This window comes from Micromonospora rubida (assembly GCF_009908295.1).
Taxonomy (GTDB): Bacteria; Actinomycetota; Actinomycetes; order Mycobacteriales; family Micromonosporaceae; genus Micromonospora; species Micromonospora rubida.
Genome location: NZ_JAAALO010000001.1, coordinates 530,837 through 550,670, shown reverse-complemented (window position 1 = coordinate 550,670; position 19,834 = coordinate 530,837). Strand labels below are relative to the sequence as shown.

The following is a 19,834-nucleotide window of genomic DNA, read 5'->3' as shown; positions in this document are numbered from 1 at the left end:
CCGGGGGGTTGCGATGGTCGAGCAGTCGGCGGCACGGCGTAGTGGTACGGCTCCCGGTCCGGCCGGATCGGTGACCGACCCGGGCCTGCGGCAACTGCTGGCGGGCCTGACCGCGGTGCGCGACGGCGACTTCGGCACCCGGCTGCCGGAGGACGGCGACGGCCTGCTCGGCGAGATCGCCACCGTGTTCAACGGCATGGTCGACCAGCTCTCGCTGTTTACCTCCGAGGTGACCCGGGTGGCCCGCGAGGTGGGCACCGAGGGCCAGCTCGGCGGCCAGGCCGAGGTGCCCGGGGTGTCAGGCACCTGGAAGGACCTCACCGACTCGGTGAACGCCATGGCCGGCAACCTGACCGACCAGGTGCGCGACATCGCCGAGGTGGCCACGGCGGTGGCCCGGGGGGACCTGTCGCAGAAGATCACCGTGGATGTCCGGGGCGAGATCCTGGAGCTGAAGGTCACCATCAACACGATGGTGGACCAGCTCTCGTCGTTCGCCGACGAGGTGACCCGGGTGGCCCGGGAAGTGGGCAGCGAGGGCCGGCTCGGCGGCCAGGCCGAGGTGCCCGGGGTGGCCGGCACCTGGCGCGACCTGACCGACTCGGTGAACTTCATGGCCGGCAACCTGACCAGCCAGGTGCGGAACATCGCCCAGGTCACCACGGCGGTGGCCCGGGGGGACCTGTCGCAGAAGATCACCGTGGACGCCCGGGGCGAGATCCTCGAACTCAAGAGCACCATCAACACGATGGTGGACCAGCTCTCGTCGTTCGCCGACGAGGTGACCCGGGTGGCCCGGGAGGTCGGCACCGACGGCCGGCTCGGCGGCCAGGCCCAGGTCAGCGGCGTCGCCGGGACGTGGCGGGACCTGACCGACTCGGTGAACTCGATGGCGGTCAACCTCACCGACCAGGTGCGCAGCATCGCCCAGGTCGCCACGGCGGTGGCCCGGGGGGACCTGTCGCAGAAGATCACCGTCACCGCGCACGGCGAGATCCTGGAGCTGAAGAACACCATCAACACGATGGTGGAGCAGCTCTCGTCGTTCGCCGACGAGGTGACCCGGGTGGCCCGGGAGGTGGGTACGGAGGGGCGGCTCGGCGGCCAGGCCGACGTCAAGGGCGTCTCGGGCACCTGGAAGGACCTCACCGAGTCGGTGAACGTCATGGCCGACAACCTCACCGCCCAGGTCCGCAGCATCGCCGAGGTCACCACGGCCGTGGCCAAGGGCGACCTGACCCAGAAGATCCGGGTCGACGCCCGGGGCGAGATCCTGGCCCTCAAGGAGACCATCAACACGATGGTCGACCAGCTCTCCGCGTTCGCCGACGAGGTGACCCGGGTGGCCCGGGAGGTGGGCACGGAGGGGCGGCTCGGCGGCCAGGCCCGGGTGTCCAACGTCGGCGGCACCTGGAAGGACCTCACCGACAACGTCAACGAGATGGCCAACAACCTCACCAACCAGGTGCGCTCGATCGCCCTGGTCGCCACGGCGGTGGCCCAGGGCGACCTGAGCCGCAAGATCACGGTGGAGGCCAAGGGTGAGGTGGCCGTGCTCGCCCAGACCATCAACACCATGGTCGACACCCTCGGCGCGTTCGCCGACGAGGTGACCCGGGTGGCCCGGGAGGTGGGCACGGAGGGGCGGCTCGGCGGCCAGGCCCGGGTGCCCAACGTGGCCGGCACCTGGAAGGACCTCACCGACAACGTCAACTCGATGGCCAACAACCTCACCGGCCAGGTGCGGAACATCGCCCAGGTGACCACCGCCGTGGCCCAGGGCGACCTGACCCGGAAGATCGACGTCGACGCCCGCGGTGAGATCCTGGAGCTGAAGACGACCATCAACACGATGGTGGACCAGCTCTCGTCGTTCGCCGCCGAGGTGACCCGGGTGGCCCGGGAGGTGGGCAGCGAGGGGCGGCTCGGCGGGCAGGCCGAGGTGGAGGGCGTCTCCGGCACCTGGAAGCGGCTCACCGAGAACGTCAACGAGCTGGCCGGAAACCTCACCCGGCAGGTCCGGGCCATCGCCGAGGTGACCAGCGCGGTGGCCACCGGCGACCTGACCCGCTCGATCACCGTGGACGCCTCCGGCGAGGTCGCCGAGCTGAAGGACAACATCAACTCCATGGTGGAGTCGCTGCGCGAGACCACCCGGATGAACCAGGAACAGGACTGGCTGAAGACCAACCTCGCCCGGATCTCCGGCCTGATGCAGGGCCACCGGGACCTGGAGGTGGTCGCCGGGCTGGTGATGGACGAGCTGGCCCCGCTGGTCTCCGCGCAGCTCGGCACCTTCCTCCTGGTGGAGGAGACCGGGGACGCGCGCACCCTGCGGGTGGTCGGCGGGTACGGCCACCGGGCCTCCGGCCGCCGGTACACCCTCGGCGAGTCCCTCGTCGGGCAGGCCGCGGTGAGCAAGCGGGCGATCGTGGTGGACGCCGTCCCCGCCGGCTACGTCACCGTCTCGTCCAGCCTCGGCGCCGCCGTACCGCTGCACCTGGTGGTCCTCCCGATCCTGTTCGAGGACCAGGTGCTCGGCGTCATCGAGCTGGCCAGCATGAGCCGGTTCACCGAGGCGCACCGGGACTTCCTCGACCAGCTCATGGAGACCATCGGCGTCAACGTCAACACCATCGTCGCCAACGCCCGCACCGACGTGCTGCTCACCGAGTCGCAACGCCTCGCCGCCGAGCTTCGGGCCCGCTCGGAGGAGCTCCAGGCCCGCTCCGAGGAACTCCAGCGCTCGAACGCCGACCTGGAGGACAAGGCGGCGCTGCTGGCCCGGCAGAACCACGACATCGAGACCAAGAACTCCGAGATCGAGCAGGCCCGCCAGGAGTTGGAGGCCCGCGCCCAGCAGCTCGCGCTGGCCTCGAAGTACAAGTCGGAGTTCCTCGCCAACATGAGCCACGAGCTGCGTACCCCGCTGAACTCGCTGCTCATCCTGGCCCAACTGCTGGCCCAGAACCCGAACCGCAACCTGACCGCCAAGCAGGTCGAGTACGCCACCGTCATCCACTCCGCCGGCACCGACCTGCTCCAACTGATCAACGACATCCTCGACCTGTCCAAGGTGGAGGCCGGCAAGATGGACATCAACCCGGAGACGTTCGAGGTGGGCGTGCTGCGCGACTACGTCGACGCCACGTTCAGGCCGCTGACCACACCGCGCGGCCTGGCGCTGGAGATCAGCACCGCGCCGGACGTGCCGCAGCGGCTGCACACCGACGAGCAGCGGTTGCGGCAGGTGCTGCGCAACCTCGTCTCCAACGCCGTCAAGTTCACCGAGCAGGGCCGGGTGGAACTGCGCATCGAGCGGGCCCGCCCGGAAGAGCTGCCCGAGCGGTTCGCGCCGGGGGAGGCCGTGCTGGCCTTCCGGGTCGTCGACACCGGCATCGGGATCGCCGAGCAGCACCTCACCGCGATCTTCGACGCGTTCCAGCAGGCCGACGGCACCACCAGCCGCCGGTACGGCGGAACCGGGCTGGGCCTGTCGATCAGCCGGGAGATCGCCCACCTGCTGGGCGGCCGGATCACCGCGCGCAGCGTCCTCGGGCGGGGCAGCACCTTCACCCTCTACCTGCCGGCCACCGTGCCCGGCTCGGCCGTACCCGCCGGCCTCCCGACGTCCCTCGCCGCCCTCGCCGGCCAGGTCGCGCGCGACCTCGCGGCCGTGCCCGCCCCGTTCGGGCTGCCGACCGGCCCGCCCCCGGCGGACGAGCGGCGCATCCTCGTCCTCGAACACCACGACAAGGGCCTGCTGACCATGCTGGTCCACGGCATCGCGGCCGGGCTCACCGACGGCCTCCCGCCGGTCGAGGTGGCCACCGTCCTGGACGCCCCCGCGGCGCTGAAGGCCGTGGCCCGTCGTCGGCACCGCTGCCTCGTGGTCCACCTGGACCTGCCGGACGACAGCGGCACCGTGCTGCTCAGGGCGCTGCACGACGACGCCGTGAACGGCGGCGTGCCGGTGCTGGCGTACCACGCGCGGCCACTGGCGCCCGGGCAGGAGGCCCTGCTCCGGGCGACGGCCGGGGCCCGTCCCCTGGAGATCGTCGCCAGCCTGGACGACCTGCGCGAGCGGATCGCCCTGCACCTGTCGATGGACGTGCCCGAGCGGGTGGTGCCGCTGGGTCGGCCGGCCCAGGAGGCCGACGCGCCCTGGGGTGTCGTCGCCGCCGGGCTGGCCGGGCGCAAGGTCCTGGTGGTCGACGACGACGCCCGCAACGTCTTCGCCCTGACCAACATCCTGGAGCTGCACGGGCTCGACGTGGTGTACGCCGAGAACGGCCGCAAGGGCATCGAGACCCTGATGCGTCACGACGACATCGACCTGGTGCTGATGGACGTGATGATGCCGGAGATGGACGGGTACGCCGCCACCGCCGCCATCCGGGCGATGCCACGCTACGCCGACCTGCCGATCATCGCCGTGACGGCCAAGGCGATGCACGGTGACCGGGAGAAGAGCATCACCTCCGGGGCCAGCGACTACGTTACCAAGCCGGTGGACGCCGAGGACCTGCTGCACTGCATCCGCCGCTGGCTCGACGCCTGACCCCGACCGGACCCCCCGTGCCTTGACCCCGGCCGGCCCGGAGCTGTCCTGAGGCGTTCCGCCGGCCGCCGGAGCCCAACCGTCGTACCTCACGGTGGCCCGGGTTGCCGCGCTGCGCGCCCAACCCCCGGCCGGGTGAGCGTCCGGCTCGCCGGGCAGGACCGAGCCGGCCGGGGGATGCGTGAGGGTGATGGCGTCGTTACGATGTGTCGACGTCTTCGAGGAGGGGGCTGTCCGCGTGCGCTGTCCCGCTGTCTTGCTGTCCGCCCCGCACCGGCCGTGGTGACCACATCGGCGTGCTGCCCCCCCGCCTCCCCGGCCACGGAGGCCCCCGGTGCGTGCACTTTCACGGAATGTGTGGCTCTGGCGCGCGCCGATGCCACACATTCCGTGAAAGTGCGCGCAGGGGCGGTGGAGGTGGGGGTGGCTCGGCTCGTACGGCAGATCGGGTTGTTGCTGGCCGCGGCGGGTGCCGGGATCGTCGGGGCCGTGCTGCTCGCCGGCCCCGTCGCCGCGCACGACGGCGGCCGGCCTCCGGCCGCAGCGGGCCCCGACGGGGCGTCTCGCCGGGTGGGCCCGCTGGCTGGTGTCCTTGATGGCATCCTGTCCGCCCGCGCCGACCACGCCCGGCCCGCCGGTCCCGCTGAGCCCGGCCGTGGCGAGCCCGGCCGTGGCCATTCCGACGGTGGTCGGCCCGGTGTCTCCCGCCCGGACCGCCTCGTCGACCGGCCCACCAGTCCGCTGCCGCTTTCGCCGGCAGCTCCCCCTCCGGCGGAGCCCGACGCCCCGGGCCCGGTTCGGCCCGCGCGGCCCGACGCCGGTCCTGGGTCCGGAAAGCCGTCGCTGCCCGACGCCCGTCCCGGGTCCGGGGCGGCGTCGCCGGGCGGCGTCGGGAGCCTCACGACCGCCCTGGCCGGGCTGGTCACCGACGCGGTCACCGGGGCAGCGCAGCAGGTCCTGCCGCCGGCCCTGGAGTTGGTCGACGAACTGCTCACCCCACTGCTGCCGGCGCTGCCTGCCCTGCCGGCCGACCCGGCGGGTCCACCCGGGCCCGCGACCCCACCGGCCGGGCCCGCGCCGCCCGGCGGGCCGGTCGAGCCCGGGGCGCCGGGGTTCGGCGTCCCCGCGTCCGTTCCCGGTGTGCCGGCCCCGCTGCCGTCCGGCCGGGTCGGCGGCATGTCCTCCGGGGCGGCCGTGGCGTCCCCGACCGGCTGGACGGCAGGTCCCGGCGCGGCCCGGGCAGCCTCGGGGCAGGTCGGTACGGCGGCCGAGGCGCAGCCGTCGGGCGGCCCCGGCCGGTCGGTGCCGCCCACCGAGCGCGCCGACGACGGCCGTACCGGATCCGGGCCCGCGCCCGCCTCGACCGACGACACCCGCTGGCCGTCGTACGTCGCTGGCCGGGAGCGCACCACGCGCTCGTCGGTTCCGGTCGACGACCGGGTCCCGGCAGTGACCGTCCGCCCCGGCTGAGCCCGCGGTCCGGCCCGTCCCGCGGTCGACGGCTCCGTGCCGTGCCGACCGCCCGACGTGGCCCGCCGTGGCCCGTGAGCACCCGTCGTGGCACCGCTCCGGGCCGACGCTGTCCGTTCCCGCGCGCACCGCACCCGCCCTGGCGTCGAGCCGGTGGTCCGGGCGGCGCGACGCGTACCCGAGATCGGAGATACGTGGTGATCCACGTCGTCGTGGCCGAGGACATGGGACTGCTGCGCAGCGCGCTGTGCGCCGCGCTGTCGAACGAGGAGGACATCGAGGTCGTCGCCGATGCCGCAGGCATCGGTGAGTTGTGGGGGGTGCTGCGCAGGGAGCACCCGGAGGTGTTGGTGCTGGGGCTGAGGCCGGAGGTGCCCGAGTCGGCGTCGGTGGTGGCGAAGGTGGTCGCCGAGGCCCCGGGGACGGCCGTGCTGGCGATGAGCCACCGCTGGAGCCCGCCGCTGGTCGAGGCGGCGCTGGCGGCCGGCACGCGCGGCCTGGTCAGCAAGGACGCCGGGCTGTCGGAGCTGGTGCGCGCGGTCCGGACGACCGCCGCCGGTGAGCGGGTCATCGACCCGGCCGCCGCGGCGGCCGTGCTGAGCCCGCCGGCCAACCCGCTGACCCGCCGGGAGCTGGAGGTGCTGCGGGTGGCGGCCGAGGGCCTGCCGCTGAAGGAGATCGCCCGTCGGCTCTTCCTGGCCCACGGGACGGTGCGCAACCACCTGTCGGCCATCCTGCGCAAGACCGGTGCCCGCAACCGGATGGAGGCCGTCCGACTGGCACAGCGGGACGGCTGGCTGTAGTTGTCGCGGGCTGGCCCGGCGCGGTGAGCGCCCGGGTCCGCCCGCTCACCGAGCGGACCCGGCAGTTACGTGTTTGAATGTTGACTGTCCGTGATCAATGGAGATGCTCGGGAGAGGTCCGCCGTGATCCGTACCCTGCTCGCCCTGGACGGTGCCCTGGTCCGGGGCGCGTTGTCGCTCGTCCTCGCCGCCGAGGAGGACATCCACGTGGTGGCGGAGGTGGGCCGTGGTGACGCGGTCGGCCAGGCGGTCCGCGCCGGCCGGCCGGACGTCGCGGTGGTGGACTTCGACCTGATGGCCGACGGGGCGGCGCCGCAGCGGTGCCCCCTGCTGGTGCTCGCCGACCCCCGCCGCGCCCGGGGCCTGTACAGCGTGTTCTCCCCGGGCCGGACGGTCGGCATCCTCGCCAGCGACGTGGCCCCGCACCGGGTGGTCGACGGAATCCGGCGGCTCGCCCGGCGCGAGTCGGTGGTGGACGCCGAGCTGGTGCTGGCGGCGCTCGGCGCCGACAGCCCGCTGACCGAACGGGAGACCGAGGTGCTGCGGCTGACCGCCGCCGGGGCCCCGGTCGCCGAGGTGGCCGGCTCGCTGCGGCTCTCGCACGGGACCGTCCGCAACCACCTCGGGCGGATCGCCCGCAAGACCGGGGCCCGGACCCGGGTCGAGGCGGTCCGGGTGGCCCGGGAGTCCGGCTGGATCTGACGCGAGACCCCCCGCGAGCCGCCGTGAAGGAGCGGCGGCGGGGCGGGCGCGCAGGGCGGAACGGGCGCGTGAGGCAGGGCGGGTGGGTCAGCCCTGCCGGGCCGGTGCCGGTGCCGGCGTGGGCCGGTCGTCCCAGTGCCCGACGAGCTCCCGGTAGGTCGCCGACCGGGTTAGCAGCTCCTCGTGGGTGCCGGCCACCGGCCGCTCGCCGTCGACCACGAGCACCCGGCGGGCCCGGACGGCGGAGCTGATCCGGTGCGCGATCACCACCAGGGTGCCGGGCCGGCGGGCGAACGCGTCCTCCACCGTCGCCTCGGCCGCCGGGTCCAGGTGACAGGTCGCCTCGTCGAGGATCACCAGCGGGGCGGGGGACAGGTACGCGCGCACCGCGGCGACGAGTTGCCGCTCGCCGGCGGAGAGCGCGCCCGGCGTCACCGCCCCGTCCAGCCCGCCGAGCCGGGCGGCCAGCGCCCCCGCCCCGAGGGCGTCGACGGCGTCCGCCACGATGCCGTCGTCGGCCTCCGGGCGCAGGTAGCGCAGGTTGTCGGCGAGCGAGCCGGTGAAGACGTACGCCTCCTGCGGCACCAGCACCCGCAGCCGGGTCAGCGCGGCCGGCGGGGCGCCGGCCACCGGGACCCCGCCCAGGAGCACCGTGCCGGCCTGCGGGGCGAGCAGCCCGGACAGCAGCGCGGCCAGGGTGGACTTGCCCGCCCCGCTCGCCCCGACCACGGCGAGGTGCTCCCCGGCGGGCAGGCTCAGGGTGACGTCCGCCAGCACCGGCCGCGCCGCCGCGCCGTAGCGGAACGTCAGCCCGCGCACCAGCACGGCCGGCCCGGTGCCGGCCAACCCGGCCAACCCGGCCGGCGGGCCCGGGCCTGGGTCCGGCGCTGACGGTGCCTGCTCGTCCGGACGGTCGGCCGGCGCGCCCCCCGGCGACGGGACGTCGCGCTGGGGGTCGGGCTCGTCCTGGGGGTCCGGACAGGTCCGCAGGATGCGGTCCAGGGTGACCACGTAGCGCAGGCCGCCCCCGCCGAGGCCCTGCACCAGGGCGTGCAGGGCGGGCTGGAGGCCGGTGGAGACGTAGATCAGCGCGCCGAGTACCGCGCCGGCGGTCAGGCCCCGGTCCACCAGCCGGGGCGCGGCCAGCAGCAGCACCGCCAGCGGCAGCCAGCCGCCCACGCCGAGGCTGAGGCTGCGCACGGCGGACATCCGGCTCAGGACGCGCTCGGCGGCGGCCTGGTCCGCCACCCGCCGGCCCACGTCGGCGACGACCCGCCCGGCCGCCCCGCACGCCCGCACGTCCCGGTGTCCGGACAGCGCGGACGCGCCGGCCCGGCCCAGTTCCTCGCCGGCGCGGACGTACCGGCGCTGCTGCCCGGCCATCGCCGGCAGCGCACCGAGGAACACGGCCAGCCCGGCGACCAGGGGCGCGGCCACCAACGCCGCGACCACCGGGTCCAGGGCGACCAGCCCCAGCAGGGCCGCCCCGGCGGCGAACAGGAAGCCCCGGGTCACCAGCAGCAGACCGGCGAAGGTGTCCCGGACCAGCTCCACCTGGTGGGTCAGCCGGGCCGCCGAGGCGCTGTCCGCGCGTCCGCCGGCCCGGGTGGCGTCCCGCAGGGCCGCCCGGACCACCCGGGCGGCGAGGTCGTCCCGGAACGGCTCGACCACCGCGCCGAGGCTCCGGTACGTCCGGCCGGTCGCCACCGCGCCGACGAGCACCGCCCCGGCGAGCAGCCCCAGCCAGCCCAGGCCCACACCCGGTCGGCCGGCCAGGAAGCCCTCGTCGACCGCCCGCGCGACCAGCACGCCGGAGAGCAGCGCCGGCAGCGCCTCGACGACCGACCAGCCGGCGAGCCGCGCCACGACCGGCCGGCGGGCTCGCAGCGCCGCCCAGGTCACCTGCCGCACCCCGGCTCGGGCCGTGCCCGGGTCGCCCCGGCGGCCGCCCCGGATGCTGACCCGGAAGCCCCGGCGGCTCGTGAAGAGGCTCCGGCGGCTCGTGCCGAGGCCCCGGTGGCTCGTGAAGAGGCTCCGGCGGCTCGTGCCGAGGCCCCGGTGGCTCGTGTCGAGTCTCCGGCGGCTCATCCGCCGTGCCCGTCGGCGCGGAAGACCGCCCGGTAGGCCGGGTCCGCCCAGAGCCGCCGGTGCGGGGCGAGGGCGCGCAGCCGGCCGCCGTCGAGCCAGGCGACCAGGTCGGCCGCCGCCGCCGTGGCGACCCGGTGGGTGACCACCAGCCGGGTCCGCTCGCCCGGCTGCCCCGCCACCGCCCGGGCGATCCGGTGCTCGGTGACGGTGTCCAGGCTGGATGTGGCGTCGTCGAGGATCAGCAGCCGGTCGGCCGCGGCGAAGGCCCGGGCCAGCCCGAGCCGCTGGGCCTCGCCGCCGGACAGCGGCGTGTCGGCCAGCGGGGTGCGGAAACCCGCCGGCAGCCGGTCGACGACGTCGGCGACCGCCGCCGCCTCGGCGGCCTGCCGTACGGCGTGGGTGGCCGGGGAGCCGTCGGCCGGTGGCGCGGCCCCGTCCGGGGGCAGGGCCAGCCCGATCGCGTCGTGCACGGTCGCGCCGACCAGCGCCGGCCGGTCGAAGGCGTACCCGACGGCCCGGCGCAGGGCGTCCGGGCGCAGCAGGGGCAGCGGCACCCCGTCGAGACGCACCTCGCCGGCGTCCGGGTCGTGCAGCCGTCCGGCGACGGCGGCGAGGGTGGACTTGCCGGCGCCGGACGGTCCGACCACGGCCACCGTGGCCCCGGCCGGGACGGTCAGGTCGACACCGTCGAGGACGGGCCGGCCGTCGTCGGCGTACACGCTCACCGAACTCAGCCGCAGCGCCCCACGGCCCGGCGGCAGCGGCCGGTCGCCGTCGGCGGGCGCGGGGTACGCCAGCAGCTCGGCGACCCGGGCGGCTCCGGAGCGGCTGCGCACCAGCCGGTTCAGGGTGGCCAGCACCGCGCCCAGCCCGGCGCCGGTGGCCGCGTAGCGGACCGCCGAGACGAGCTGGCCGGGGGTGAGCCAGCCGGCGGCCAGCGCGTACCCGCCGACGGCGACCACGCCCAGTTGCAGCAGCGGCGCCACGGCGGCGGTTCGGGCGCTGGCCCGGGCCAGCAGCTCCCAGCCGCGCCGGCCGTATCCGCGAAGCTCCGGTAGCGCGGCGAGAATCCGCTGCTCCTCCCGGCCGCGGGTCGCGGCGGCGGCGATGGTCCGGGCGCCGGCCAGGGACTCCAGCAGCCGGCCGGCGATCGAGTTCAGGGCCTTCTGGTAGCCGGCCGTGGCGGCCGAGGCGTCGGTGACGAACGCGCGCATCAGGCCGGCCAGCAACACGAGCCCGGCCAGCAGGGTGACCCCGAGGACCGGCTCGATCAGGGTGAGCGCGACGACGCTGCCGAGCGGGGGGAGCACCGCGATCGCGCCGAACACGACGGCGGTGCCGGCCTGACCGGCGTCGGCGGCCTGCCCGACCAGCCGGCCGACCAGGTCACCGACCGGGTGCCGGCGGGCGGCGCGCACGTCGAGGGCGAACAGGTGCCGCAGCAGGCGCTCCCGGATCCGGGCGGTGGCGCGGGCGGCGCCGTACCCGCTGGCCAGGTCGCCGAGGGTGTCGGTGGCGACCAGGACGACGACCAGGGCGCAGGCGGCGGCCGGCCACCACCGGGTGCCGCCGGTCAGCGCCGCGTCGACGGCGAGGCCGAGCACCGCCGGCAGCAGCAGCTCGGCGACGGCGCCGGTCAGTGTGACCGTGGCCAGCGCGACCGTCCACCCCCCGGCGTCGCGGACCACCCGCCGCAACAGCCCGTCGCCCGTACGCATCGGTTCCCCCTCGAACGGCGGGCGGCCCCGGGTGGACCCGTCAGGTCCACCCGGGGCGCCGCGGATCGACCCGGTCAGTTGCAGGTGGTGATGGAGAGCGAGCTGTCGCCGCAGAGCAGCAGGCTCGCGCTGGAGCCGCCGCCGGTGCGGTCGGCCGGGGCCATCTCGAGGCCCTGGAGGTCCAGGAGCGCCATGTCGATTCACCTCCTTCCGTGGTGAGTGCGGTCAGGGTCGCCCTCGCCGGTGCGAGGGAGTCTCGGCGCGCCGGCCAGCGGCGCGAGGAAGGGCAGGGCCACCGGCTCGTCGTGCCGCGCGGCGGCCAGCGCCAGCAGCACCCCGGCGGAGCCGGTGCCCAGGTCCATGGACAGCCGCAGGAGCTGCTCGCCGGGGAAGGCGGTGCCGTCGCCGTACGGCAGGGCGTGCCAGGCGAGCCGGCGCAACTGCGCGTCCAGCTCGCGGCGCTGCACCGGGTCGTCGGTCAGGGTGGCCAGGTACGCGATGATCCCGGCCCGCCCGGCGAAGAGGCCGGACTGGGCGTAGAACGGGGACCGGGCGGCGCGACGCACCCCGGCGCTCGCCTCGGCGAACCGCTCGTCGGCGCGGTGGCGCAGGTACTGGTCCAGCACCAGCCCGATGCCGACGCTGCCCTGCCCGAGGTACGGCATGGTCCGCCAGCCCTCGTTCACCTCCAGGGCGCCGTTCGGGCGCACCACACACCGGCGCAGGTCCTGGCGCAGCGCGGTGGCCGCGTGGTCCAGCAGGGCCGGGTTGCCGGTCAGCTCGTGCAGCCGGAGCAGCAGCAGCGCCGCCCCGCTGCGACCGCGCAGCAGGCCCGCGTACGGGTTGCGTCCGCCGCTGATGTCCGGGCCGGGGTCGTCGGCGAGCCGTTCGACGACGGCCGCCGTCACCTCGTCGGCGGCGTCGCGCAGCCCGGTCTCCCCGGTGCGCCCGGCCAGCTCGGCGAGGTTCAGGGCGATCCCGGACAGGCCGCTGGCCAGGCTCAGGTCCAGCTCGGCCCAGGGCTGGCGCAGGCAGATGTCGAGCACGTCGAGGGCGTCGGACCGGCGGTCCAGGTGCTCCAGCGCGTACGCCACCCCGTGCAGGCCGTCGTAGAAGCCCAGCCGGGTGCCGGACGCGGGGGCGGTGGCCCGCCGCACCAGCCAGTCCTCGTGCTCCGGGCGGCGGCCCGCGCCGCTGACGGCCAGGGCGTGCAGCACCCCGGCGGCGCCGTGGGCGAGGTTGAGCCCGCCGGTGTGGAACTGCGCGATGTCGCCGGGGAAGAGCCGGTCGTCGCGGTCCGGGGTGGCGCTGGCGAGGATGGCGGTGGCGATCCGCCGTCGCACCTCGGGCCAGTCGCCGTCGAGGTCGTACCGGAGCGGGTCGGCGGCGGCCCCGGCGGCGGCCCCGGCACCGGCACCGGCCTCTCGGTCGGTGGCGGTGGGCGCGGCGGTCCCGGTGATCTCGGCGACGGCCTCGGCCAGCCACGGTCGGGGGACCGGGAAGCTCTCGGCGATCACGTCGGCCAGGTGCGCGGCCTTGTCCGGGGCGATCCGGACGAGCTGGGTCAGCGGGAGGAACAGCGCCAGGCGCAGGCAGGCCAGGGCGTACCGGTCGACCGCCGGGCCGGTCCGGTCGCCGGGCGCGGCGAACCCCTGGTTGCGCAGCCCCGGCCGGCGGTGCCCCTCGATCGGCGCGGCGACCTCGAAGTCGACCAGCGCCACCCGGTCGTCGGGGCGGACCATGATGTTGAACAGGTGCAGGTCGCCGTAGACCAGGCCGCGCTCGTGGATCGCGGCGACGATCGCCTCGACCTGCGTCAGGACGTCCCGCGCCCAGTCGGCGTACGCCGCCCGGTCGGCCTCGGTGGCGTCGGCGTCGATCAGCGGGTACCGGTCGACGACGACCTTGTTCAGCGCCCGGCCCTCGATGAACTCCAGGGCCAGGAAGCGGTGCTCGCCGAGGGCGAACTCGTCGTGCACGGCGGGCACCTGGGGCAGGTCGGCGAGCCGGCGCAGGGCGGTCGCCTCCCGCTCCAGCCGGGCCACCGCGTCGATGCCGTCGGCGTCCAGGCCGGCGTGCGGGCGGGCCTCCTTGAGCACCACCTCGGTGTCGGTGCGCAGGTCCCGGCCCACGTACAGGCCCCCGCCGTTGGAGAAGTGGATGACCTTCTCGATCCGGTACGGCACCTCCGTGGTGCTGGTGGCGCCTCGGGCGGCCAGGTGCGGGGCGAGGAAGTCCGGCAGGGTGACCCAGTCCGGCAGGTGGAACACCGGGTCGCGGCGGTCGGGCACCAGCGTGCCGGCGCCGTCGGCGATCGCGGGGACCACCTGCCCGTCCGGGGATAGGCAGTAGCGGCGGGCGAAGCCGCCGTATCGCACGTGCACCGGGCCGCCGCCGTAGCGCAGGTCGCTGAGAATGTACGGCCCCGCCTCCCCGGCGAGCAGCGCGTCGAGCTCCTTGCAGGCCAGCTCCAGCTCGGCGGTGTCCCGGGGGTAGATGGTGACGAACTTGCCGCTGGCCGAGCGGGACGCGTACTTGGAGTTGCGCAGCAGCAGGGTGCGCGGGCCGCGCAGGAACTTGAACGACAGCCCGCGCGGCACGCAGTACGCCCACACGGCGTCGAGCACCCGCTCGGCGTTGGCGAGGGTGGCCGACACGTGGATCTTCCAGCCCTGCTGCGGCAGCGAGCCGCCCTCCGGGGCGTGGATGAGCCAGTCGTCGAGCGGCTCGCGGCGCCAGCCCGCCGGCACGTCCCGCTCGGCGGCGGCGAAGGCCGGCTGCGCGACCGCGCTGCCGAGCGAGTCGTAGAAGAGCCGGTCAGCGGCGCAGTAGTTGTCGTAGCGCTCGTCCACCGTGGCCCCCTCCGCGATCCCGGCCGGTTCCGTTCTCCGGCGATGCATCGAGTCTCGTGGGAGGGACCCACCCAACCCCAGTGCACTAAGTCACGAAGTCGAATGCGTGTTACACGGGTCGGGGTGACAAAAGTCAGCGTGGAGCCATGCGACCTGCGCGAACGGGCCAAGACGAGCCGGGAGCCGGCCGGGAACGGGACGAGCCGGCCGACGCCACGGAGGCGTCGGCCGGCTCGGCGCGGGTCGGTGCGGGTCAGCCGGCGGCGTGCCGCTGCGCCCGGTACCGGGCGATCAGGGCGCGGGTGGACGAGTCCAGCCCGGACAGGTCGGCCTCGTCCCCGGTGAGCAGCGGCGCGAGCTGGTTGGCCATCACCTTGCCCAGCTCCACCCCCCACTGGTCGAACGGGTTGATGTCCCAGATCGCGCCCTCGGTGAACACGATGTGCTCGTACAGGGCGATGAGCTGGCCGAGCACCGCCGGGGTCAGCTCGGCGGCGGTGATCGAGGTGGTCGGGTGGTTGCCCGGCATCACCTTGTGCGGCACCAGCTCGGCCGGGGTGCCCTCCGCCTCGACCTGCTCCCGGGTCCGGCCGAAGGCCAGCGCGGCGGTCTGCGCGAAGAAGTTCGACATGAACAGGTCGTGCATGTCGTCCAGGTCGTGCCGGGGGCGGCTGAACCCGATGAAGTCCGCCGGCACCAGCCGGGTGCCCTGATGGATGAGCTGGTAGAAGGCGTGCTGGCCGTTGGTGCCCGGCTCGCCCCAGAAGATCTCCCCGGTGTCGTACGACACCGCCGTGCCGTCCAGGGTCACCGACTTGCCGTTGCTCTCCATGGTGAGCTGCTGCAGGTACGCCGGGAACCGGTTCAGGTACTGCGAGTACGGCAGCACCGCGTGGGTCTGCGCGCCGAGGAAGTTCGTGTACCACACGTTGAGCAGCCCGAGCAGCGCCGGCACGTTGCGCTCCACCGGCGTGGTCCGGAAGTGCTCGTCGACGGCGTGGTACCCGCCCAGCAGTTCGCGGAAGCGCTCCGGCCCGACCGCCAGCATCACCGACAGCCCGACGGCCGAGGGCAGCGAGTACCGGCCGCCCACCCAGTCCCAGAAGCCGAACATGTTCTCCGGGTCGATGCCGAAGTCCCGTACCCGGTCGGCGTTGGTGCTCACCGCGACGAAGTGCCGGGCCACGGCCGAGTCGTCGCCGCCGAGGCCGGCCAGCAGCCAGTCGCGCGCCTGCCGGGCGTTGGCCAGGGTCTCCTGGGTGGAGAACGTCTTCGACACCACCACGAACAGGGTGCTCGCCGGGTCCAGGTCGGCGGTGGCCTCGGCGATGTCGGTGGGGTCGATGTTGGAGACGAACCGGCAGGAGATCCCGGCGTCCCGGTACGCCTTCAGCGCCTCGTACGCCATGACCGGCCCGAGGTCGGAGCCGCCGATGCCGATGTTGACCACCGTGCGGATCCGCCCGCCGGTGTGCCCGACCCACTGCCCGGAGCGGACCCGGTCGGCGAACGCCGCCATCCGGTCCAGCACCTCGTGCACGTCGGCCACCACGTCCCGGCCGTCCACGTCGAGCGAGGCGTCCCGGGGCTGGCGCAGCGCGGTGTGCAGCACCGCCCGGTCCTCCGTGGCGTTGATGCGCGCGCCGGAGAACATCGCGGCGATCCGGTCGGTCAGTCGGGCCCGCCGCGCCAGGGCGGCGAGCAGGGTGAGCGTCTCGTCGGTGACGAGGTTCTTGCTCCAGTCGACGTGCAGGTCCGCCACCTCACCGGCGAGGCGTTCACCCCGGTCCGGGTCGGCGGCGAACAGGTCGCGCAGGTGCGCGTCCCGGGCCTGCTCCGCGTGCGCCGCCAGCGCCCGCCACTCGTCGGTGGTGGTGATCTCCTCGGCCATTCTCCGGCTCTCCTCCCGCACCTGCTCAACCGTTGCGCGGCCGTCACCGTACTGTGTGTGCCGGCCCGCCCGGGCCAGATTGCCACCAGCCGGGACGTGTCGCACCCCGGGCCGGCTCAGGCCACCCGGGCGATGCCCCCGGCGGGCGGGGCCAGCACCGCGCCGGGGGCGGGGTGTGCAGGTCCGCCCCGGCGCGCCGATCCTGTCCCGGGGGGCGGCGTTTCCTGTCGTACCCCTGAGGCAAGATCTTTCTCAGGACGGGCGCCCGGTGGCCCCGGTTCCGGCGGGTCGTCACGCCCGCCACCCCCTTTTTGTCGTGCGCCGGCCCGTCGCCGGCGCGGAGTCGGTGCGCCCGCGGACGCACCGGGTGCGGAGGTCGCAGGTGCTGGAGACGGAGCACGTCCCGTGGGAGCGGCGAGGCCTCGCGCCGGTGCTGCGCGCGGTGCGCCCCCGCAAGCTGGCGAAGGTCCCCTTCGTCGAGCTGGCGGACGGCCGGTTGCAGGGGGTGGTGTCCAGCGGTTCCGACATCGAGCGGGTCTACGTCTCCTCGATCGTCGCCGGCAGTCACGGGTTCAACTGCTCCACCAACAACAACCGGCCGTGCGGCGGCCTGCGCGGTGCGCCCTGCAAGCACCTGCACGCCCTGCTCGACGAGGCCGTCCTCCAGTACGGCGTCGAGCGCGTCGGCCGGTACCTGCGCATCGACGTCACCGACGGGGTGCAGACCGGCGTCGACCTGGCCCGCCGGCTCGACGGCCACCACGAGCCGACCCCGGCGGCGGTGGTGTTCAGCCGGTTCCTGCGCCACCTGGCCTACCTGGAGCTGCCGGCCGCCGACGGCCCGCTGCCCGAGCTGGACTGGTTCCCGGCGACCGGGGCGGGCCGCTGATGCGCGGGGCACAGCTCACCGCGCTGCGCGACGCCGCGCCGGCCGGTCTCGCCCCGGCCCTGGACCTGGTCGCCGGCCTCGACGACGCGCTCGTCGCCGGCCTGGCCCGGGTGGGCGAGGCGCAGGCCGCCGCGCTCGGCGACCTCGCCGCAGCCCTGGCCGCCACCCCGCTCGGCGACCGGGTCGCCGAGGCGGTCGCCAAGCTCACCGCCGGGTCGCTGGCCGACGAGCACCTGGCCGCCCTGGCGGGGGCGCGCACCGCCCTGCTCGGCGCGGCGCACGACGCCCTGCTCGCCGGGGCCGACGCCGCCCTCGGCCGGGAACGCGCCGCGCAGCCGACCCCGCCCGCCGGCCCGCTGCCCGCCGAGGCGGTGGCCCCGCTGTCCGCCGCCCGGTCCTGGCTGACCGAGCTGGCCATCACCGGCTGGCGCGGCGTCGACCACGACCTGGTCGCGGCCGGCAGCCGGCCGGTCGAGGCGACCCTCGCCGTCCCGGCGCTGCGTCGGCTGGCCGTCCTCCTCGACGGCCTGGCCGCCGAGCTGCGCGCGTCCTGCCCGGTGGCCACGATGCCGGCGGTGCCGGCCCGCCGCTGGGCCGACCTGTGGGCCCGCGCCGTGCTGCTCGCCCAGGACGCCGCCGGCGTACCCGACCCGTCCGCCGCCGGCGTCGAGACCGTCTCCGGGCGGCTGCTGGTGCTCGGCGTCGACGTGCACGAGCACGCCACCGCCGTCCAGGTGCAGGCACACGCCGTCCTCGAACCGGCCGACGGCGGCCCGGCCCGCCTCGTGCGCACCGGCGTCACCGCCACCAAGGTCGACACCATCGTCGGGCCGGCGCTGTGGCGGCTGCTCACCGACCACCCGGTCCTGCTGGGCGCGCTCGCCGAGCACCGCAGCCTGGAGGTGACCGACCTCCCGCTGTCCGGCGGCGACCTGTGGTGGCGCGACGGGCAGGCCCGCCCCGGCGAGCCGGCCGACCCGTTCGCCACCGCCCGGGTGCTGCTGCCCACCGCGGTCGCCGCGCCGGTCCCGCCGCTTCGTCGGCACCCGGTCGCCGTCGCCGAGCCGGTGCTGCTGGAGGGGTACGCCGTCGACACCGGCGAGGACGGCGGCCTCCGGTTCACCGTCGACGGGGAACGCGTCGCGGTGGACGTCGACCGGCTGCCGGCCTGCGGCCCGCTCACCCCGGCCCTGGTCGCCGCCTCGACGGCCTGCCTGGGGCTGCTGCGCTGGGACGGCCGGTGGACGGTGCAGCCGCTCGCCGTGCAGGCCACGGTCAAGCGAGCCCCGGTCGCCGCGCACAACGGCGACTGGGCGCAGGGCCCCACCGACCCGAAGGTCGCCAAGGCCGAGGCGAAGGCCGGCGACTCCGTCGCCGTGCTGCGGGAACGCGCCGGACGGCTGCTGCGCCGATGAATGCGACCCCCGAGGCGCCCGGAGGAGGCGCGCAGGTGAACCCCGACGCCAACCGTCGGCAGGTGCTCTACTGGCGGCTGCTGGCCCAGCTCTTCGACCCCGCCGACGAGCAGCCGTCCCTGGAGGCGGCGAGTGTGGCCGTCGTCGACGACCTCGGCCTGCCGGCCGCGTTGCTGGACCCGTCGGTGTCCGTCGACACCGTGGTGCAGCGCTTCCCCGACCTTGCCGCCGAGCTGGACGGCCTGCTCACCCCCGCCACCGCCACCCCACCGGCGACGGGCGGGCCGGGCGCGGTGTCCCCGGCGGCGGGTCCGACTCCCGTGTCCCCGGCGGACGACGAGCCGGCCCTGGCGGAGGCCGAGTCGGCCCCGGCGGGGGAGGCCGAGGTGCGGCGGGCGGCGCTGGTGTCCAAGCTGCTGCTCAACGTCTTCGCCACCGGCGGGGGCAGCGTCAGCGCCAGTCAGCTCGCCCGGTGGCAGTCCGACGCCGGCTGGTTCGAGCGGGCGCTCGGCTGCGAGCCGGGTGAGCTGCGCCGGCAGGCCGGGGCCGGCAACGGGCTGGGCGGCGTGCTGGCCGGCCTGGAGGGCGACCTGGTACGCCGGATGCACCTGCGCGAGGTGCTCGCCGACCCGAAGCTGGCCGCGAAGCTCACCCCGAGCATGTCGCTGATCGAGCAGCTACTGCGGGACAAGTCCAACCTGTCCGGGGTGGCGCTGGCCAACGCCAAGGCGCTGATCCGCCGGTACGTCGACGAGGTCGCCGAGGTGCTGCGCACCCAGGTCGAGCAGACCAGCGTCGGCACCATCGACCGGTCGGTGCCGCCGAAGCGGGTGTTCCGCAACCTGGACCTGGACCGCACGATCTGGAAGAACCTCACCAACTGGAGCCCGGAGGACCAGCGCCTCTACGTCGACAAGCTCTACTACCGGCAGACCGCTCGGCGCACCACCCCGGCCCGGCTGATCGTGGTGGTCGACCAGTCCGGCTCGATGGTCGACTCGATGGTCAACTGCACCATCCTGGCGTCCATCTTCGCCGGGCTGCCCAAGGTGGACGTGCACCTCATCGCGTACGACACCCGGGCGCTGGACCTGACCCCGTGGGTGCACGACCCGTTCGAGGTGCTGCTGCGCACGAAGCTCGGCGGCGGCAACGACGGGCCGGTGGCGATGGCCATGGCCCGACCCAAGATCACAGAGCCGCGCAACACCGTCATGGTCTGGATCTCGGACTTCTACGAGTTCAGCCGCTCGCAGCCGCTCTTCGACGGCATCGAGGCGGTGCACCGCTCTGGGGTGAAGTTCATCCCGGTCGGCTCGGTCAACAGCTCCGGCAGCCAGATCGTCAACCCCTGGTTCCGCCAGCGCCTCAAGGACCTGGGCACCCCGGTCATCTCCGGCCACATCCGCAAACTCGTCTTCGAGCTCAAGAACTTCCTCACCTAG

General features: G+C 75.2%; 12 protein-coding genes. 7 read left to right on the top strand and 5 right to left on the bottom strand.

Annotation, left to right across the window (positions count from 1 at the left end):
- Positions 1-13: 13 nt before the first annotated feature.
- The 4 genes from GVV04_RS02280 to GVV04_RS02265 all read left to right on the top strand — a co-directional run bounded on the left by GVV04_RS02280 (position 14) and on the right by GVV04_RS02265 (position 7,536).
- Positions 14-4,561, top strand: a complete 4,548-nt coding sequence (locus GVV04_RS02280; protein WP_161684052.1) for a HAMP domain-containing protein — start codon at positions 14-16, stop codon at positions 4,559-4,561.
- 423 nt (positions 4,562-4,984) lie between these two features.
- Entirely contained in the window at positions 4,985-6,031 is a 1,047-nt protein-coding gene (locus tag GVV04_RS02275; protein WP_161684051.1) for a hypothetical protein, read from the top strand.
- A 197-nt stretch (positions 6,032-6,228) separates the two neighbouring features.
- Positions 6,229-6,834: a response regulator transcription factor gene (locus GVV04_RS02270; protein ID WP_328822159.1), complete on the top strand. Its 606-nt coding sequence runs from the start codon at positions 6,229-6,231 to the stop codon at positions 6,832-6,834.
- A gap of 123 nt (positions 6,835-6,957) precedes the next feature.
- Positions 6,958-7,536, top strand: coding sequence for a response regulator transcription factor (locus GVV04_RS02265; RefSeq protein WP_161684049.1), 579 nt, complete (start codon positions 6,958-6,960; stop codon positions 7,534-7,536).
- 87 nt (positions 7,537-7,623) lie between these two features.
- Here the strand turns inward: GVV04_RS02265 and GVV04_RS33805 are convergent, their stop codons facing one another.
- The 5 genes from GVV04_RS33805 to pgi all read right to left on the bottom strand — a co-directional run bounded on the left by GVV04_RS33805 (position 7,624) and on the right by pgi (position 16,085).
- Complete coding sequence (locus GVV04_RS33805; protein ID WP_161684048.1) at positions 7,624-9,624, bottom strand: ATP-binding cassette domain-containing protein; 2,001 nt, start codon at positions 9,622-9,624, stop codon at positions 7,624-7,626.
- Positions 9,621-11,342: an ABC transporter ATP-binding protein gene (locus GVV04_RS02255; RefSeq protein ID WP_161684047.1), complete on the bottom strand. Its 1,722-nt coding sequence runs from the start codon at positions 11,340-11,342 to the stop codon at positions 9,621-9,623. Before GVV04_RS02255 ends, GVV04_RS33805 begins: the two co-directional genes overlap by 4 nt.
- Positions 11,343-11,416: 74 nt before the next feature.
- Positions 11,417-11,536, bottom strand: coding sequence for a SapB/AmfS family lanthipeptide (locus tag GVV04_RS02250; protein WP_117669281.1), 120 nt, complete (start codon positions 11,534-11,536; stop codon positions 11,417-11,419).
- A 6-nt stretch (positions 11,537-11,542) separates the two neighbouring features.
- Complete coding sequence (gene lanKC, locus GVV04_RS02245; protein WP_201752794.1) at positions 11,543-14,242, bottom strand: class III lanthionine synthetase LanKC; 2,700 nt, start codon at positions 14,240-14,242, stop codon at positions 11,543-11,545.
- A gap of 205 nt (positions 14,243-14,447) precedes the next feature.
- A complete protein-coding gene (gene pgi, locus GVV04_RS02240) occupies positions 14,448-16,085 on the bottom strand; it encodes a glucose-6-phosphate isomerase (protein ID WP_161684046.1) in 1,638 nt (545 codons plus the stop codon).
- A 385-nt stretch (positions 16,086-16,470) separates the two neighbouring features.
- Here pgi and GVV04_RS02235 point away from each other — a divergent pair, with 385 nt between their 5' ends.
- From GVV04_RS02235 to GVV04_RS02225, 3 genes are read left to right on the top strand one after another with little or no spacing between them, the layout of a single operon-like run.
- On the top strand, positions 16,471-16,974 hold the full coding sequence (locus GVV04_RS02235; protein ID WP_161684624.1) for a hypothetical protein: 504 nt from the start codon (positions 16,471-16,473) through the stop codon (positions 16,972-16,974).
- Positions 16,974-18,389, top strand: a complete 1,416-nt coding sequence (locus tag GVV04_RS02230) for a hypothetical protein (RefSeq protein WP_161684045.1) — start codon at positions 16,974-16,976, stop codon at positions 18,387-18,389. The genes GVV04_RS02235 and GVV04_RS02230 overlap by 1 nt, the downstream gene beginning before the upstream one ends.
- Positions 18,386-19,834 (top strand): VWA domain-containing protein, encoded by a 1,449-nt coding sequence (locus GVV04_RS02225; RefSeq protein ID WP_161684044.1) that lies wholly within the window; start codon positions 18,386-18,388, stop codon positions 19,832-19,834. Before GVV04_RS02230 ends, GVV04_RS02225 begins: the two co-directional genes overlap by 4 nt.

Coding starts and splice junctions, on each gene's coding strand:
- GVV04_RS02225 (WP_161684044.1), top strand. CDS start 18,386: ATGAATGCGACCCCCGAGGCGCCCGGAGGAGGCGCGCAGGTGAACCCC.
- GVV04_RS02230 (WP_161684045.1), top strand. CDS start 16,974: ATGCGCGGGGCACAGCTCACCGCGCTGCGCGACGCCGCGCCGGCCGGT.
- GVV04_RS02255 (WP_161684047.1), bottom strand. CDS start 11,342: ATGCGTACGGGCGACGGGCTGTTGCGGCGGGTGGTCCGCGACGCCGGG.
- GVV04_RS33805 (WP_161684048.1), bottom strand. CDS start 9,624: ATGAGCCGCCGGAGACTCGACACGAGCCACCGGGGCCTCGGCACGAGC.
- pgi (WP_161684046.1), bottom strand. CDS start 16,085: ATGGCCGAGGAGATCACCACCACCGACGAGTGGCGGGCGCTGGCGGCG.
- lanKC (WP_201752794.1), bottom strand. CDS start 14,242: ATGCATCGCCGGAGAACGGAACCGGCCGGGATCGCGGAGGGGGCCACG.
- GVV04_RS02250 (WP_117669281.1), bottom strand. CDS start 11,536: ATGGCGCTCCTGGACCTCCAGGGCCTCGAGATGGCCCCGGCCGACCGC.
- GVV04_RS02280 (WP_161684052.1), top strand. CDS start 14: ATGGTCGAGCAGTCGGCGGCACGGCGTAGTGGTACGGCTCCCGGTCCG.